The following is a 16,579-nucleotide window of genomic DNA, read 5'->3' on the forward strand; positions in this document are numbered from 1 at the left end:
CTTTATTATAAATAGTAATAGAAAAGACGACCGTCTATGCCCGGTCGTCTTTTCTTATTTTTGATTTGATTGCAAAGCTTCTTTTAACTCCTCAAACTTCTCATTTAATTGATCTGTCATCATTTTCATAGCGGTTTTTCGATCTATTTGTTCTCCAGCCTCAATTTGAATTGGATCTCCAAAAATCAATTGTGCCTTTTTCCCCTTTATTAATTCTTTTACACTTGATGGACCAACATAAGCTGCTGGTACTAACGGAACATTAGAACGCATCGCAATTGTCACAGCACCCGCTTTTAATGAAACATCTTCCGCTGATCTTGTTCCACTCGGAAAAATCCCTACTACCTTTCCTTCTTTTAATAAACGTGATGGAATTTTAAGTGTACTTGGTCCTGGATTCGCACGATCTACAGGGAATGCATTTACATTTTTAAAGAACCAATTTTTGAATTTCCCTTCAAATAATTCTTTTTTGGCCATGTAATGAATTTGAGTTGGATACATCCCTGTAGCTAACATTAATACATCCATAAAACTTGTATGTGTACATGCAACAACATACGGTCCACCTTCTGGTAGCTTTTCTCTTCCTTGTACTTCTACTTTCCCAGCTGTTTTAAATATATATTTCAACAAAAATGTAATTGGTTTATACATTTATTTCGTTCCTTTCTAAACATCCGAAGTATAATCATATTCTTACAATAATTATAACACTAAGTTTTAGGAGTTGGTAATAAAATTAAGGATGAATTGTTAAATTTCAATTCTTACAAAAGTGTAATTTTCTTGTAAGCTAATTCGATAGTTACTTCTTACTATATTTCATACAATTAAGTCAGAAACAGGGCAACAATTATTCGAAAAGGAGTGGATCAATATGATGAACAAAATGAAAACGAACAATTTCTTAAATACAATGGGCATGGTATTATCGGCTCTTTTCGATGCAAAAGCTGTTGCTTCTGCATTAAACAAGTAAGGAGAATGTATTATGAATAACATTACTTTTAACAAATTAGATTTTTTAGGATTAGCTAGCGGCTCTCTTCTTCTTACTGCTTTCATTTACGCTGCTACGCTTGTATAACTTTGTGTCCCCTTTCCCCTTTATATAGAAAAAGACGACCGTCTATGCCCGGTCGTCTTTTTAATTTTTTCTTTCTTTCAATTCTTTTAAAAGCTGTATCAGCTCAGCTTGTTGTTTTATCTTTTTACGACCATTTCGATTAATTGCTGCAAGCTCACAGGCAACTCCGACGGCGAAGAAAAACAATAAACTTTCTAACATATGAAATCCTCCATTTGCCTATTAAACAGCTTGACGTAATTGTTCTTCTTGTAAAACTCTCTTATTTATATTTTCTTCTTTTCTCTGGCAAACGTTATTGCGAATAAGCGCTGCAATAACAAGTACAGTCCCTATAATATCAAACATTGTGATCTGATACCCTTGCATCATCATAATAACTAAAGTCGTAATTGGTACAAAATTAATAAATAAAATCCCATTAATGGATGATAAAATTTTCACACCATAGTTCCAAGCAAGTAGCGCTACAATACCTGGCAATGTCATCATAAATAACAAATCATACTTCACAATAGAAATCGTTCCCATACTAGGAACTGAAACATATCCAAGCGACGTAATAATTACCGTTATAATTCCTGTAACAGTCGTACCGAATACACAAGTCAACGTAGAATAACGTAATGTTGACCAATCACTACACGTTTGACCACCCATCGTATAAATAACCCAGCCTACAACACCAATAAATATAAATGCTAATGAGAACATATTATCTTTCAATGTTACAAAGAAACTCATGTCACCTTTTGTAATAACAAACACAGCTCCTACAAAAGCAATAACCATACTCGTTATCATATACTTCTTCGGTTTTATATGCTTATATCCCCATAAAATACAAATAGAAATCATCGGCATAAGTGATTCCATAATGGAAGCTACCATTACACCCGACTTACCCATTAACATTTGCCCTAAAAATATGAGGACATTATATACTGTAAATGCCATCGTTCCAAAAAAGACGAGTAACTTTCCTCTTCCCTCTAAACGAAATGCCTGTTTTCCTTCTTTCATTAACAACAATACAATCAGCATTATCGCCACTGCTCCATAACGAATAAGCGAAAAATAAAATGGATCTATGTATTCTAGCGCATGATCAGCAACTGGAAACATCGCTCCCCATGACATACTCGCAATTAAACACGCTAAAGCCCCTATTATCATTTGACCTCTTCTCACCGCAATCCCCCGTTTCTTTCTATTTGCACAAAGAGAATTGTAAAAGAAAAAATATATCACGTAAAATGATTCAAAATGATGTTAACTATCATTTATAATGATAGTTAACATCAAGGGGGATTACAAAATGGAATTAAGAGACTTACAAATCTTTAAAAGCGTTGCCGACCAGGGTAGTGTAAGTAGCGCAGCAAAGGAATTAAATTATGTACAATCAAATGTAACTGCACGTATTAAACAACTAGAAAACGAATTAAAAACCCCACTCTTCTACCGCCATAAACGAGGAATGACTTTAACAGCTGAAGGAAGAAAAATGCTCGTTTATGTTAGTAAAATTTTGCAAGATGTCGACGAACTAAAACAAATATTTTTAGATAGCGAAACACCCTCCGGTATATTAAAAATCGGTACAGTAGAAACAGTAAGTACATTACCTACCATTTTATCTTCTTACTATAAAAGCTATCCGAATGTCGATTTATCATTACAAGCGGGTCTAACAGAAGAATTAATTAGAGAAGTACTTGATCATCAATTAGATGGCGCCTTTATATCAGGTCCTATTAAACATCCACTAATCGAACAATACGATGTTAGTACAGAGAAATTAATGCTTGTAACACAAAATAAAGCCTTTCATATAGAAGAATTTACAACAACGCCTCTACTCGTTTTTAACCAAGGATGTGGATACCGCTCCAAACTAGAACGATGGCTGAAAGATGAAGGTTTGCTACCAAAAAGAATTATGGAATTCAATATATTAGAGACAATATTAAACAGTGTTGCACTCGGCCTCGGAATTACACTCGTACCACAGTCTGCTGTCCATCATCTTTCTAAAGCAGGTAAGGTACATTGTCATCCAATCCCTGAAAAATACGGCAGTATTTCAACGGTTTTCATACGCCGTAAAGATAGCTATATGACGAATTCAATGCGTAGCTTTTTAAAAACAATTGAAGAGCATCATCATATTAATATGCTGTGAAAGACATTCTTACATGAATGTCTTTTTTTCTTACAAAAGTGTAAGTCTTTCGTAAGCTAATTCGATAGTTGCAAGTGAACATATTTCCTATAATTAAGACATAAGCAGGGCAACAACAATTCGAAAAGGAGCGGATACGCATGATGAACAATATGAAATCAAATAAATTATTAAATACAATGGGCATGGTGCTATCCGCACTTGTCGATGCAAAAGCTGTTGCAACTACATTAAACAAATAAGGAGAGATTATAATGAACAACATTACTTTCAACAAATCAGACTTCATCGGACTTGCAAGTGGAGCTACTCTTCTTACGGCTTTCATTTACACACTTGCTCAAGGTCTTGTTTAACACTTTGTATCCCCAAACCCCTTTATATAGAAAAAGCTGCTCGTCTTATAGACAAGCAGCTTTTTAGTTTGTTTCATATATAATTTGACCTGTTTTCGTAATATCATATCCGCCAATCGCATTTAATTCATTATGAAATTCTTCCGATTGCAGAATGTCTTTCACGACTTCAATCAGCTCTTCATTTTCTTTATTCTTCAAAATTACTAAATCATACTGTTCTTTCATGATTGGAATAAAGTCCACATTTACAATTTGCGAAAACTTTTCTGAACCTACTCCTACATCAGCTTTTCCATTTGCAACTTGCGTGGCAACACCCAGATGATTCGATTCTTCCCATTCATATCCACTAATATCAGCTTTATTTAATTTTTGGATTCGTAATTGTTCATCCACTAACACTCTAATACCAGAACCCTTTTCTCGATTTATAAACTTTATAGTGGATCTGGATATGTCGGCCCATGTCTTTATTTTCTTCGGATTTCCTTTTTGGACATAAAATCCTACATTTCTGGACAATAAATTAATCATAATACATGGCTGGCCTACTAAAATGCGTTTTACATAAGGAACATTATATGTACCCGTTTCACCATCAAACAAATGCAAACTAACGATACTTCCTTCTCCTTGATACATTTTCACTAAACTTGTTAAGCTACCTTGATACGCCCTTAAAACATTAGAACTTGGCAAACGATTTTCTATACGTTTAGCTAACATATCTAACGTTAGTTCTTGACCACTAATAATACACGTGTTCAAGATACTACTACCATCGTTTTTTACAGGAGTAACTTGTACCTTTCCTGTTTTCATTTGTTTTATATATTGATCTAAATCTGCTGCATCAATGCGCATCTGTCTACCAACTCTATAAGAAGGAAGTTCTCCTTTTTTAATTAAGTCGTATACAGTTAATTTTGATACTTTTAATCGCTTTGCTACTTCTTCCGTTGTGTAGGAATGATGATCCATAGACGATTCCTCACTTTCTTCTTTCATTGTAACAAAGAAAAGAATATTTCTCCTATTTTTTAAAAATAGATATATGTTCAAATTATATTCAATTATAACTAGTTATATTTAGTTATATTTAGTTATAATTAGATGTGTCAAAACGAAAGGGGATTTTTTTATGAATAAATTTACATTACGTTCGATTGGGGCACTTATACTTTCTTTTCTTCTTATATTTAGTGTTGCATGTACAAACGGAGATAAGAAAGAGAAATCAACTGCTAAAGAAGGAAAAGCAGTTGAACTTACTATCTCAGCTGCTGCCAGCTTACAAGATGCATTAAAAGAAATTGAAAAACAATATAAAGAAAAAGAACCCAATATTAAACTTTCTTTTAACTTCGGTGCTTCTGGAGCACTTCAACAACAAATTGAACAAGGTGCACCTGCTGATTTATTCTTCTCTGCAGCAGAAGATAAATTCCAAACCCTTGTAAAAAAAGGATTCATTAATGAAAAAGAAGGGAAAAATCTTCTTGGAAATGAACTAGTTCTAGTCATCCCTAAAGATAGTTCTCTTACAAAATTTCAAGATTTAAAAGATGAGAAAATCAAAAAAATTGCACTTGGTACACCTGAATCTGTACCTGCTGGAAAATATGCAAAAGCTTCTCTAACACACGAAAACCTTTGGAATGATGTTCAAAATAAAGTCGTATTTACAAAAGATGTTCGCCAAGTGTTAACATATGTAGAAACAGGGAATATCGATGCTGGTATCGTATACAAAACAGATGCTCTCATTTCAGATAAAGTAAAGATTGGTGAAACAGCAGCAGCTACTTCTCATGAGCCAATCCACTATCCTTTAGGTGTTATAAAGGAATCTAAACATAAGAAAGAGGCGACTTCATTTTATGAATATTTGCAGTCAAAAAATGCACAATCTATCTTTAAGAAATATGGATTTACAGTCCTGTCGTAATTACTATGAGCATTGATGCTATTATATCGCCTGTCTTTCTATCTTTAAGAGTAGCTGCGTGTGCCACTATTCTCGTTACAATTTTAGGGACGATTGTCGGGCGAGCACTAGCTCGCTCCTCATGGCGATATAAAGTACTATTAGAAACCATATTTTTATTACCAATGGTACTTCCACCAACTGTTATCGGCTTCTTTCTCATTATCATCTTTGGAAACAACAGCCCGATCGGAAGGTGGGTTGAATCATTATTTCAGCAGTCTATTATGTTCACATCTACCGCTGCGATCATCGCTTCTACAGTTGTTGCATTTCCGCTTATGTACCAATCAGCGAAAACGGGATTTTCTATCGCAAATGTACAAATTGAAGAAAGTGCTCGTGACCTTGGCGCAAGTGAATATCAAGTTTTTCTGCACGTTACACTTCCGCTCGCATTTCCTGCATTACTAAGCGGGATGATTTTGAGCTTTGTCCGCGCGCTCGGTGAGTTTGGTGCTACACTCATGTTTGCCGGGAATATCCCTGGTAAAACACAGACAATCCCGACTGCAATTTACATGGCCATTGACGCAAGTAATATGCAACTCGCCTGGACACTTGTGGTTATCACTATTAGTATGTCACTCCTATTTCTGCTATGTATTCAGCTTATTAACAAAAGAATTACTAACCCTTAAAGCAGCTTTTTTGGAAGCTGCTTCTTTATTTCTTAGGAAATAAAATATACCACCGGGAAATAACTGAATTTTACCTCTTATTTAAATATACATTTTATTTGAATTCACTTTCTAAAATAGGCAATTTCCTGTTATTATATGGAGGTGTTTCAAAAAATGAAGAAATGAAAACGCATTTATATCGTGAATTCTTCATCCTGTTTTAGCGATCGGTAATCTTCTACTCTATTAGTGGGGCATTACCGATCGTTAGAACGATATGTAACTATATTGGTATAGCAAACCGAAGGGAGTCTTGTAATGGACATTTTATTAGCGCTTCTTCCTGCAATTGCATGGGGAAACATCTTATTAGTAAGCGTAAAAATGGGCGGTGGTGCATATAGCCAAACGGTAGGTATGACAATCGGTGCTCTATTCTTCGCAACAATTATGTATGTATTTACTCAACCAGCTTTAACAATGACAGTCTTAATTGTTGGGTTTATTTCAGGTTTATTCTGGGCTTTAGGACAAGTAAACCAATTAAAAACAGTTGAAAAACTAGGTGTTTCAACTACCGTAACAATTTCTACTGGTATGCAACTTGTTGCAACTTCTATCTTTGGGGTTATCGCTTTCCGTGAGTGGACTACTACTACAACGATTATTCTGGGAACGATTGCAATCCTATTAATCGTAGTTGGTGTTGTATTCACATCACTAGATGATAAAGAAAATGCTCAGCCACCAGGACAATTGAAAAAAGGACTTCTTACTTTAATTGTTTCTACTTTCGGCTATCTTGTATATGTAATTATTATTCGTTGGTATAATATCGATGGTTGGTCTGCTATTTTACCACAAGCAGTTGGTATGTTTGTTGGTGCGGTTGTACTGACATCTAAACATAAACCATTTAACAAATATGCAATCCGTAATGCTTTATCTGGTTTACTATGGGGAACTGGAAACTTATTCTTACTTCTTTCATTACCACGTGTTGGAGTAGCAACAAGCTTCCCATTATCTCAAACTGGAATCGTTATCTCAACATTCGGTGCGATTGTATTCTTAGGTGAAAAGAAAACAAAACGTCAATTGATCTTTATTGCACTAGGTAGTGTTTTAATTATAGGCGGCGCTGTATTACTTGGTATGACAAAAGCATAATCTTATATTCTATTAGTAAACCCCTGAAGCATATGTGCTTCAGGGGTTTTTTAATTCTAATTATTTTCTAGATATAATTATTTGTATGTTCTTGCCCCTTATAATTGCTCTTCCACTCTAGCAAACCAGCTACACATATAAAGAGATTAATAATAGCTAATATTAGCATGACGTATAAACCAGTAGAAATATAAATTACAATGCTAACTACGTTATATAAAATCCATAAATGCCAGTTTTCTAATATTTTTCGACTTAACATAAATTGAGCCACTAGTCCCAATACGGCATTTAAAGCGTCTAAATATGGACTTGTTGACTCTAAATAACGGACTTGATAATAACCCCAACCAATCCAAGCAACTAAAATAAAACTTATATAAAAAGTCCACCCTTTCAAATCTAAACGAACTGTTGCTTTTACCTCTCCCTCCCCACTTCGTGCAATCCAATAATACCAACCATATACATTAAATATAAATTGAAAAGCGGCTAATACTGCCATTGCATATAAACCTTGTGTAATAAAAATGTATAAAAATACCGCAACAGTAATCATGCCAAATAAAAAGTTGGATACTTTTTCTCTCGCTAATAACCAAACATTAATGATCCCCATAATTGATGCGAAAATTTCAATATAACTCGATTGAATATACAATCCAACTAATACACAAATAATACTAGAAACAAGTAAAAAAAGTGGACTTCTAACCATATTTATCTCTCCCCAGATGTGTAATAAATTCCCTATCACCAGTATAAGGAATAGCCCTTTCCTTTACCATGAATTTCCACCTTCTCATTATCTATTCCATCTACGGTAAGTCTTTTCTTTTTACAAAATTCTCTTAAAGATGATATCGTTTTTATAACATATCTCTACTAGAAAGGAATAAAGGATATGCCTAACAAACATCGAATTTTATTTATTGGTGCTGGTCGTATGGCAGAAGCTATATTTTCCGGATTACTTAAAACAAGCAAAGAGTACATCGAAGAAATTATCATCTCTAACCGAAGCAACGTAGAAAAGTTAGAACAATTACAAAGGCGATATAATGTGTCTATTACAACGGATTGGAAGCAGCATATTACATCTGTTGATACGGTTGTTTTAGCAATGCCACCTTCTGCTCATGAAGGATTATTAGCTGAGCTATCTCCGTTAATATCAAATCAACTTGTCGTAACAGTAGCAGCTGGCATTGGACCATCTTATTTAGAAGCTAGACTCCCAAAAGGCACACCTGTTGCTTGGATTATGCCTAATACAGCTGCTGAAATTGGAAAGTCTATCTCCTTATATACAACGGGACAATCAGTAACCGAGATGCATCAAGAAACCCTGCAACTGCTTTTAAGAGGTATTGGTACTTCGCAACTTTGTACTGAGGAAGAAGTTCATCAGCTTACTGCAGTTACTGGAAGTGCACCAGCCTTCCTTTATTACTTTGCTGAAAGCTTAATTGAAGCAACAAAAAGTTATGGAGTCGATGAAGAAACCGCAAAACATCTTGTCATTCAAATGATTTCTGGCTCTGCTTCTATGCTCGAGCAAACGCAAAATCCAGCTAACCTCCGCGAACAAGTAACAACGCCAGGTGGTTCCACAGCTGAGGGTCTCAAAACTTTATACGAATATAATTTTTCAGAGGCAATTCAAAAAGCAGTAGAAGCAACAAACAAAAAAGCTAGGGGGAAATAATATGATTTTAACAAGTTTAAAAGACTATACAACATTACATAACGGTGTAAAAATGCCTTGGTTTGGTTTAGGTGTTTTTAAAGTAGAAGATGGTTCAGAAGTAATTGATTCTGTAAAAGCAGCAATTAAAAATGGCTACCGCAGCATCGATACTGCAGCAATCTATCAAAATGAAGAAGGCGTTGGACAAGCGATTCGTGAATCCGGTGTTTCACGTGAAGAATTATTTATTACCTCAAAAGTATGGAATAGCGATCAAGGATATGAAACAACACTTCAAGCATTTGAAACTACATTAGAGAAATTAGGTCTAGAATATTTAGATTTATATTTAGTACATTGGCCTGTAAAAGGGAAATATACTGAATCATGGAAAGCATTAGAAAAACTTTATAAAGATGGCCGTGTTCGCGCTATCGGCGTGAGTAATTTCCACATTCACCACTTACAAGACGTATTTGAAATTGCTGAAATTAAGCCAATGGTCAACCAAGTGGAATACCACCCACGTTTAGCACAAGAAGAGCTACATGCATTCTGTAAAGAACATACTATCCAGCTTGAAGCTTGGTCACCATTAATGCAAGGACAACTACTAGATAATCCAACGTTACAAGAAATTGCGACAAAATATAATAAATCAACTGCGCAAATTATTTTACGCTGGGATTTACAAAACGAAGTTGTAACAATCCCTAAATCAATTAAAGAACATCGCATTATTGAAAATGCAAACATCTTCGACTTTGAATTAAGTGCTGATGATATGAAAGCAATTCAAGCTTTAAATGAAGATTGTCGCGTTGGTCCAGATCCAGATAACTTTAACTTCTAAGCGAAAAACCACTGCCATATGCAGTGGTTTTTTCGTTTAAGAAAACTGAAAATTTAAACTATATTTCATTTGGTTGACACTTCATTATTCAAGGTGTAAGATTTTGAATTATCAAAGAAACACAAAAATTAATAAAATTTATTCGTTTACTCATTGTATCAAGAGAGGTGGAGGGACTGGCCCTTTGAAACCTCGGCAGCAGGTTCATTTTGAATACTGTGCCACTTCCTGCAAGCTTTATGCTTGAAAGATAGAATGAGGGACTTCGTTTATATACGGGTGCATAACTTGTACGTAAAAATCCCTCTTTCTCAATATGAAAAGAGGGATTTTTTATTTTTCATTTCCCTCATCATCATCCAAACTTAATTATTTAGGAGGAAAATCAAATGAAAAAGAAGTTTGTACCCGGTATTGCATCAGTTGTAGGAGTAAGTATTTTATTAACTGGTTGCGGTAGTTATAAAAACGAAGCAAGCGGAGCAAATGCAAAAGACGAGGCACCTAGCAAACAGGTTTTAAATTTATCTTCACCTACTGAAATACGAACAATGGATACGGCCCGTGCTACAGATACTGATTCTGGTCAAGTAATGAGAAACGTATTTGAAGGTTTGTATAATCTTGGTGAAGATAACAAACCTTTCCCTGGCGTTGCAAAATCTCATGAAGTAAGTGGCGATAAAACAAAATACACATTCCATTTGCGAGATTCAAAATGGTCAAACGGCACTCCTGTTACAGCGAAAGATTTTGTGTTCGCTTGGCAGAGAGCCGTAGATCCAGCAACAGCCTCTGAATATGCATTTCTATTCTTTGATATTAAAAATGCAACAAAAATTAACAACAAAGAACTTCCAGCCGACCAACTTGGTGTAAAAGCAGTTGATGACCATACGTTTGAGGTAGAATTGGAGCGTCCTGTTCCGTATTTTATTAGCTTAACAGCTTTCCCAACATTTCTACCAATTAACGAGGAATTCTTTAAAGCACAAGGTGATAAGTACGCTTTAGAAGATAATACAATCTTGTACAATGGAGCTTTTACACTAAGCGATTGGAAGCACGAACAAAGCTTTAAATTTAAGAAGAACCCTACCTATTGGGATAAAGATACTGTCAAACTAGAAGAAATCAATTTTAACGTCGTAAAAGAAAAATCAACAGAAGTAAATTTATTCGAGTCAAAACAATTAGATCGTATAAAACTAACATCTGACTTCGTTGATAAATATAAAAAAGATGCTAACTTTAAAGAACGTCCAAATGTAGGCGTACAATTTTTACGCATGAATCAACACAACAAAGTACTTCAAAACGTTTCTGCACGCCAAGCAATCGATCAAACAATTGATAGAAAATCCTTTGTAAATACGTTATTAAATGATGGCTCTACACCAACATTTGGTCTCGTTCCAAAAAACTTTGCAAAAGGACCTGAAGGAAAAGACTTCCGTACTGCAAACGGCGATTTAACAAAAGTTGATACAAAATCTGCACAAGAATTATGGAAAAAAGCTAAACAAGAGCTTGGTTCTGAAAAGATAACATTAGAATTATTAACGAGTGATGCTGACCTTGATAAGAAAACTGGTGAATTCTTAAAAGGGCAACTAGAAAAGAATCTAGATGGATTAACAGTAAATATAAAACCGCAACCGCGTAAGCAACAAGTTTCGCTTTTATTAAAAGGTGACTACGAAATCGGAATTGACGGCTGGAGCCCTGACTTTGCGGATCCAATTACATTCCTTGAGCTATTTACAACGAATAACCCTTATAACTTAGATCATTACTCTAATAAGGAATTCGATGAAACAATAGCAAAAGTGAAAACAACTTTAGCTGGTGATGAAAAAGCTCGCTGGGAAGCATTACTAGAATCCGAGAAAATATTATTTAAAGACTCTGTTATCGCTCCTCTTTACCAAAAAGGCGAATCTTATTTAGAACGTTCTTATGTGAAAGGAATTGTGCAAGTAGACTTTGCGGGTCAATTAAACTTCAAGTGGGCAAAAATTGAAAAATAAAGTAAAACCGTAATAAGTGGGGGTTCTTCATCCCCACTTATTATTAGCCCACACCAATTGTTTTTTTAGCAAAATATATTAAAAGCAGGTTCTCTCACACAAGAGAATCTACTTTTTTAATATATTATTCCAAGAAATTAACATTCTATTTTTATTATTGACATATAGTTCTTTCCAGTGTTAATATTCTAAATAATCAAAGAAACAAAATATTTCACCATCAAAATATAATGTCTACTAAGTTGAAACATATAACGATAGATTATAGCTCGACATGTATATACATATAGAACACCTGATTACCTATAAACAAATATTTATAATAGGTTCTATCTCCTTCTATAGCTACTTCAAGACATGGACATTATGACGTTACGAACAACACATTTAGGGAGGAACGAACAATGAAGAAAAAAGTTGTACCTGTTGTTGCATCTGTTTTAGGGGCAAGTCTATTACTAACTGCTTGCGGGGGAAATAAAGATAATGCAGGCGGAGCGAAAGCAAACGATAAAGTACCTGATAAACAAGCAATTAACTTATCATTCGCTTCAGAAATTCCAACAATGGATGTTGCAAAAGCAACGGATGGGGAATCCATGAATGTAATGCGCAATGTTTTTGAAGGTTTATATGCAATGGGAGAAGATAATAAACCGATTCCTGGTGTTGCTGAGTCGGTTGACATTAGTCCCGATAAAACAAAATATACATTCCATCTGCGTGATTCAAAATGGTCAAACGGTACTCCTGTTACAGCAAAGGACTTCGTCTTTGCTTGGCAACGTGCCGTAAATCCTGATACAGCAGCTGAATACGCATTCTTATTCTTCGATGTACAGAATGCGAAACAAATAAACCAAAAACAATTACCAATTGATCAACTAGGGGTCAAAGCTGTTGATGACAAAACGTTAGAAGTACAACTAGACCGTCCTGTTCCTTACTTCTTAAGCTTAACGACATTCTCAACATTCTTGCCAATTAATGAAGAGTACTTAAAGTCTCAGGGCGATAAATACGGTTTAGAAACAAATCATTTAATTTACAACGGTGCTTTCACATTAGATAACTGGAAACACGAACAAAGTTTCCAATTGAAGAAAAACCCTAACTATTGGGATGCTAAAACGGTAAAATTAGAAGAAATCAACTTCAATGTCGTTAAAGATAAGTCTACAGAAGTGAACTTATATGATTCAGGACAAATTGATCGCGTTGCTTTAACTGCAGAGTTTGTTGATAAATATAAGAGCGATCCAAACTTCAAGGAACGCGCTGAAGTCGGCATTCAATTCTTACGAATAAATCAGAAAAATGAAACATTAAAAAATCAACATGCACGCCTTGCTATTAACGGCGCAATGAATAAAAAGGCTTACGTAGAAACAATTTTAAATAACGGTGCTATTCCAGCTGAAGGAATGGTTCCTGCGAAATTTGCAAAGAGTCCAGAAGGCAATGACTTCCGTAAAGAAAATGGAAATCTAGTCAAGGATGATGTGAAAACAGCGAAAGAAAACTGGAAAAAAGCAAAACAAGAACTTGGTACTGACAAAGTAACAATCGAACTATTAACAAGTGACAATGCTTTAGCTAAAAAGACTGGTGAATATTTAAAAGGTGAGTTAGAAAAGAACTTAGATGGATTAACAGTGAATTTAAAACCGCAACCACGTAAACAACAGTTGAAACTACTATTAAGTGGTGACTATGAAATTGGTATTGACGGCTGGGGCCCTGACTTCGCTGATCCAATTACATTCTTAGATTTATTTACAACAGATAGTGCTTATAACTTCGATAAGTACTCTAACAAAGAGTACGATGAGCTCATTCATAAAGTGAAAACAGATTTAGCTGGCGATGAAAAAGCACGCTTTGAAGCAATGAAGCAAGCTGAAAAAATTCTATTACAAGACGGCGCTGTCGCTCCTTTATACCAACAAGGTCGTTCTTACTTACAACGCTCTTTCATTAAAGGACTTGTAACGACTGACTTCGGCGGTGAATTTAACTACAAGTGGACAGAAGTTGCAAAATAACAAAAGTAAAAAGGTATCCTACGAAGGATACCTTTTTACTTTTATACAACTTTAACTACAGAGCTTCCTCTTCCCTTTACCATTCCTTTTATAGCTAAAGTCGTCACTGCTACTAATTGTGTAACCAATACAATAACTAATAATGAAATAATATTTCTCTCTAAACTAACTCCTCCGAATATTATTGTATAATAGCCATTTGCTGCATATGTTGCTTGAAATAATTGACCGATCGTTTGATACGTTTTAGAAAGCATTTCAGTACCTCCTCACAACTTCAATTTACCATATACATACAAATCATTTTTTATTTAAATTGCGGATGAGCCCTTGTGACTACAGGATAATAATTTATTTTCAACACATACATAATTACATGTTTTTGGGAAAAACTTGTATAGAACGAATTTACATAAGGAGGAATTTATAATGAGAATTCTACTATCAGTTTTATTAGCTCTTATGCTAGTACCTGCATTAACAGGATGTAAAGCTCCTGCAAAAGAAGACACAACTTCTAATAAAAAGACGACTGAAGAAGCAAAAAATGAGGCTCCTGCAGATTTAAAACTAAACTTCAATGAATTCGATTTAAAGGCAGACTACCAAGATACAAAGAAAGACTACGAAGCAGACTATAAAAATGTAGCAGCTGATAAGAAAATGGAAGCAAAAATTGAAGATCATAAAGCAGATGTAAAATTAACAGGAGACGAGGCTATTACAAAATTAAGCCCACTTCTACAAGAGTTAAAATTTGATAAAGATACTGCTGACCAAGAAGTAATCGATCAAGTAGTGAACGTGTTCAAACTTGATAAAGACTATCAAAAATTTGATTTAGAAGTTGTCTTCTCTGATGGAACGAAAAAAGAATACAAAAGAGAAATAAAATAAAGAAGTAGGCGATTGCCTACTTCTTTATTTTTTAATTTTTACGTATCTTAGTTCTGGACTAGAACCGATAATGAATTGGACACCAGATACTGATGGTTTTTGTAAATATGAAGCACTTGGGAAAATAATTGGGATTAATGGTGAATCTGTAAACATAATATCTTCCGCTTTATGCAATAAGTCAAAACGCTTATCTTCGTTTTGTTCAACTTTTGCTTCTTTTACTAAAGCGTCAAATTCTTTATTATGCCATTTTGCATAGTTATTCGGACCATCACCTGCATATAAATCTAGTTTAGTAATTGGATCTAATAAAGAGCCGCCCCATCCCATATAAGCTAATTGGAAATCACTTTGCTTGTATGTGTCGATGTAACTCTTCCACTCTTTATTTTCTAATTTAATATCTACGCCAAGATTTTTCTTAAACATTTCTTGCATTGCTTCTGCTACTTTTTTATGTTGTGTATCTGTAGTGAATTTTAATGTTACTTCAGGTAATGTAGACCACCCTTGTTCTTTCATACCTTCTTCTAATAATTTTTTCGCTTCTGCTGGATCAAATTTAACGTAATCACCTTTTTCTTTACGGAAATCACGACCACTTTGTGTTTTTGCTCCTTCTGGAACGAATGCATATGCTTCTTGCGCATTATTTTTATACAGTTTTTCAACGATAAATTTACGATCAACCGCTAATGAAAATGCTTTACGTACCTTCGCATTTGTGAATGGCTCTTTTTCTACGTTAAACGAATAAATATAAGATGAGAATCCTGCAACACGCTTATATTCTTTATTTCCTTTTTCTTTTTCAATCATCTCTTGTGGTAAACCACTTAGTAAATCTAATTCTTTTGATTTAAATAATTGATACGCTGTTTTAGAGTCTGGAATAATACGAAACTCAATTTCTTTTAATGTTACCTTTTTATCGTAGTATTCTTTATTTTTTTGTACTGTAATAGCCTGGTTATGCTTCCACTCTTTTAACTTGAATGGTCCATTCGTAATTAACTCTTTTGGATCTGTTTTTAATTTATTATTATCATCAATCGACTTTTTAGCTAATGGAATAAATAATGAGCTTGCTAATTTCTGTTTAATAGAAGCAACTGGATGTTCAAGAGTTACCTTTAATGTTTGAGAATCAACGACTTGAATACCAACTTGTCCCTCTTCACCTTTTCCAGTATTATATGCCTCTGCCCCTTTAATGAAATACATTTCTGTCGCATTCATAGAACCCGTTTTCGGATTTAATAATCGCTTCCATGCAAATTCAAAATCATTTGCCGTAATCGGAGAACCATCTGACCATTTAATATCTTTCTTCAAATGGATTGTATATTCAGTTCCATCAGCATTTACTTCTTCTTTCTCTGCTAATTCATTTTGATATTTCCCATCACTATCTTGCGTATATAAACTTGAAAACAACTGCCCAATTATATAACCTGACGTGCTATCTGTTGCAATAGCAGAATCAAGTGTGTATGGATCACTACTAATATTCGTTACTAATCGATCGCCTTCTCCCTTACCAGCACTCGCCTTTTGCGTCTCTTTCTTACCGCAAGCGACCGAAGTAATCGCTAAAACAGTCATAATGATAAACAGTAAAAACTTCTTCATCCTACATTCTCC

Annotated in this window: 18 protein-coding genes and 1 riboswitch; of the genes, 11 read left to right on the top strand and 7 right to left on the bottom strand. The window is 34.6% G+C overall.

Annotation, left to right across the window (positions count from 1 at the left end; all coding sequences use genetic code 11):
* Window positions 1–54: 54 nt before the first annotated feature.
* Window positions 55–660 carry a lysophospholipid acyltransferase family protein gene (locus tag AC1Q8M_RS26175; RefSeq protein ID WP_000277778.1) on the bottom strand — a complete coding sequence of 202 codons (606 nt, stop codon included), beginning with the start codon at window positions 658–660 and terminating at the stop codon, window positions 55–57.
* Between the two features lie 337 nt (window positions 661–997).
* On the opposite strand from AC1Q8M_RS26175, the gene AC1Q8M_RS26180 reads away from it, so the two are divergent.
* On the top strand, window positions 998–1,093 hold the full coding sequence (locus tag AC1Q8M_RS26180) for a DUF3948 family protein (RefSeq protein ID WP_001060007.1): 96 nt from the start codon (window positions 998–1,000) through the stop codon (window positions 1,091–1,093).
* Between the two features lie 60 nt (window positions 1,094–1,153).
* On the opposite strand, the gene AC1Q8M_RS26185 is transcribed toward AC1Q8M_RS26180, so the two are convergent.
* Both AC1Q8M_RS26185 and AC1Q8M_RS26190 read right to left on the bottom strand, forming a co-directional pair.
* The gene (locus tag AC1Q8M_RS26185; RefSeq protein ID WP_000894065.1) at window positions 1,154–1,294 is read right to left on the bottom strand and encodes a YrzO family protein; all 141 of its coding nucleotides are present in this window, start codon (window positions 1,292–1,294) and stop codon (window positions 1,154–1,156) included.
* 21 nt (window positions 1,295–1,315) lie between these two features.
* A complete protein-coding gene (locus AC1Q8M_RS26190; RefSeq protein ID WP_002004285.1) occupies window positions 1,316–2,284 on the bottom strand; it encodes a DMT family transporter in 969 nt (322 codons plus the stop codon).
* Between the two features lie 127 nt (window positions 2,285–2,411).
* Between AC1Q8M_RS26190 and AC1Q8M_RS26195 the strand changes: the two genes are divergently transcribed.
* Together AC1Q8M_RS26195 and AC1Q8M_RS26200 are read left to right on the top strand one after the other, a co-directional pair.
* Window positions 2,412–3,278 (top strand): LysR family transcriptional regulator, encoded by an 867-nt coding sequence (locus tag AC1Q8M_RS26195; RefSeq protein WP_000423028.1) that lies wholly within the window; start codon window positions 2,412–2,414, stop codon window positions 3,276–3,278.
* Between the two features lie 254 nt (window positions 3,279–3,532).
* Window positions 3,533–3,634, top strand: a complete 102-nt coding sequence (locus AC1Q8M_RS26200; RefSeq protein WP_001060018.1) for a DUF3948 family protein — start codon at window positions 3,533–3,535, stop codon at window positions 3,632–3,634.
* 63 nt (window positions 3,635–3,697) lie between these two features.
* Here AC1Q8M_RS26200 and AC1Q8M_RS26205 read toward each other — a convergent pair whose 3' ends face one another.
* Window positions 3,698–4,618: a substrate-binding domain-containing protein gene (locus tag AC1Q8M_RS26205; RefSeq protein ID WP_002094235.1), complete on the bottom strand. Its 921-nt coding sequence runs from the start codon at window positions 4,616–4,618 to the stop codon at window positions 3,698–3,700.
* Window positions 4,619–4,778: 160 nt separating this feature from the next.
* Between AC1Q8M_RS26205 and modA the strand changes: the two genes are divergently transcribed.
* The 3 genes from modA (at window position 4,779) to AC1Q8M_RS26220 (ending at window position 7,417) form a co-directional block, all read left to right on the top strand.
* Window positions 4,779–5,585, top strand: coding sequence for a molybdate ABC transporter substrate-binding protein (modA, locus tag AC1Q8M_RS26210; RefSeq protein ID WP_001032242.1), 807 nt, complete (start codon window positions 4,779–4,781; stop codon window positions 5,583–5,585).
* A 5-nt stretch (window positions 5,586–5,590) separates the two neighbouring features.
* Window positions 5,591–6,265: a molybdate ABC transporter permease subunit gene (gene modB, locus AC1Q8M_RS26215; RefSeq protein ID WP_002152004.1), complete on the top strand. Its 675-nt coding sequence runs from the start codon at window positions 5,591–5,593 to the stop codon at window positions 6,263–6,265.
* A gap of 300 nt (window positions 6,266–6,565) precedes the next feature.
* Window positions 6,566–7,417, top strand: coding sequence for a GRP family sugar transporter (locus tag AC1Q8M_RS26220; RefSeq protein WP_000353546.1), 852 nt, complete (start codon window positions 6,566–6,568; stop codon window positions 7,415–7,417).
* A 67-nt stretch (window positions 7,418–7,484) separates the two neighbouring features.
* Here AC1Q8M_RS26220 and pnuC read toward each other — a convergent pair whose 3' ends face one another.
* Window positions 7,485–8,135: a nicotinamide riboside transporter PnuC gene (gene pnuC / locus AC1Q8M_RS26225; protein WP_000252484.1), complete on the bottom strand. Its 651-nt coding sequence runs from the start codon at window positions 8,133–8,135 to the stop codon at window positions 7,485–7,487.
* A 186-nt stretch (window positions 8,136–8,321) separates the two neighbouring features.
* Here pnuC and proC point away from each other — a divergent pair, with 186 nt between their 5' ends.
* From proC to AC1Q8M_RS26245, 4 genes are all read left to right on the top strand, one after another.
* On the top strand, window positions 8,322–9,125 hold the full coding sequence (proC, locus tag AC1Q8M_RS26230; RefSeq protein ID WP_098361485.1) for a pyrroline-5-carboxylate reductase: 804 nt from the start codon (window positions 8,322–8,324) through the stop codon (window positions 9,123–9,125).
* 1 nt (window position 9,126) lies between these two features.
* Entirely contained in the window at window positions 9,127–9,960 is an 834-nt protein-coding gene (locus AC1Q8M_RS26235; protein WP_000604199.1) for an aldo/keto reductase, read from the top strand.
* Window positions 9,961–10,112: 152 nt separating this feature from the next.
* A riboswitch (SAM riboswitch) is annotated at window positions 10,113–10,217 on the top strand.
* Between the two features lie 132 nt (window positions 10,218–10,349).
* A complete protein-coding gene (locus AC1Q8M_RS26240) occupies window positions 10,350–11,990 on the top strand; it encodes a peptide ABC transporter substrate-binding protein (RefSeq protein WP_016513344.1) in 1,641 nt (546 codons plus the stop codon).
* A 404-nt stretch (window positions 11,991–12,394) separates the two neighbouring features.
* Window positions 12,395–14,035, top strand: coding sequence for a peptide ABC transporter substrate-binding protein (locus tag AC1Q8M_RS26245; protein ID WP_098211841.1), 1,641 nt, complete (start codon window positions 12,395–12,397; stop codon window positions 14,033–14,035).
* Between the two features lie 41 nt (window positions 14,036–14,076).
* Here the strand turns inward: AC1Q8M_RS26245 and AC1Q8M_RS26250 are convergent, their stop codons facing one another.
* Window positions 14,077–14,292 (bottom strand): hypothetical protein, encoded by a 216-nt coding sequence (locus tag AC1Q8M_RS26250; RefSeq protein WP_000949590.1) that lies wholly within the window; start codon window positions 14,290–14,292, stop codon window positions 14,077–14,079.
* Window positions 14,293–14,464: 172 nt separating this feature from the next.
* Here AC1Q8M_RS26250 and AC1Q8M_RS26255 point away from each other — a divergent pair, with 172 nt between their 5' ends.
* Window positions 14,465–14,932 carry a YusW family protein gene (locus AC1Q8M_RS26255; RefSeq protein WP_001221551.1) on the top strand — a complete coding sequence of 156 codons (468 nt, stop codon included), beginning with the start codon at window positions 14,465–14,467 and terminating at the stop codon, window positions 14,930–14,932.
* Window positions 14,933–14,956: 24 nt separating this feature from the next.
* Here the strand turns inward: AC1Q8M_RS26255 and AC1Q8M_RS26260 are convergent, their stop codons facing one another.
* On the bottom strand, window positions 14,957–16,567 hold the full coding sequence (locus AC1Q8M_RS26260; RefSeq protein ID WP_098365677.1) for a peptide ABC transporter substrate-binding protein: 1,611 nt from the start codon (window positions 16,565–16,567) through the stop codon (window positions 14,957–14,959).
* Window positions 16,568–16,579: the final 12 nt, after the last annotated feature.

Source organism: Bacillus sp. GW823-FHT06A10, assembly GCF_058795375.1.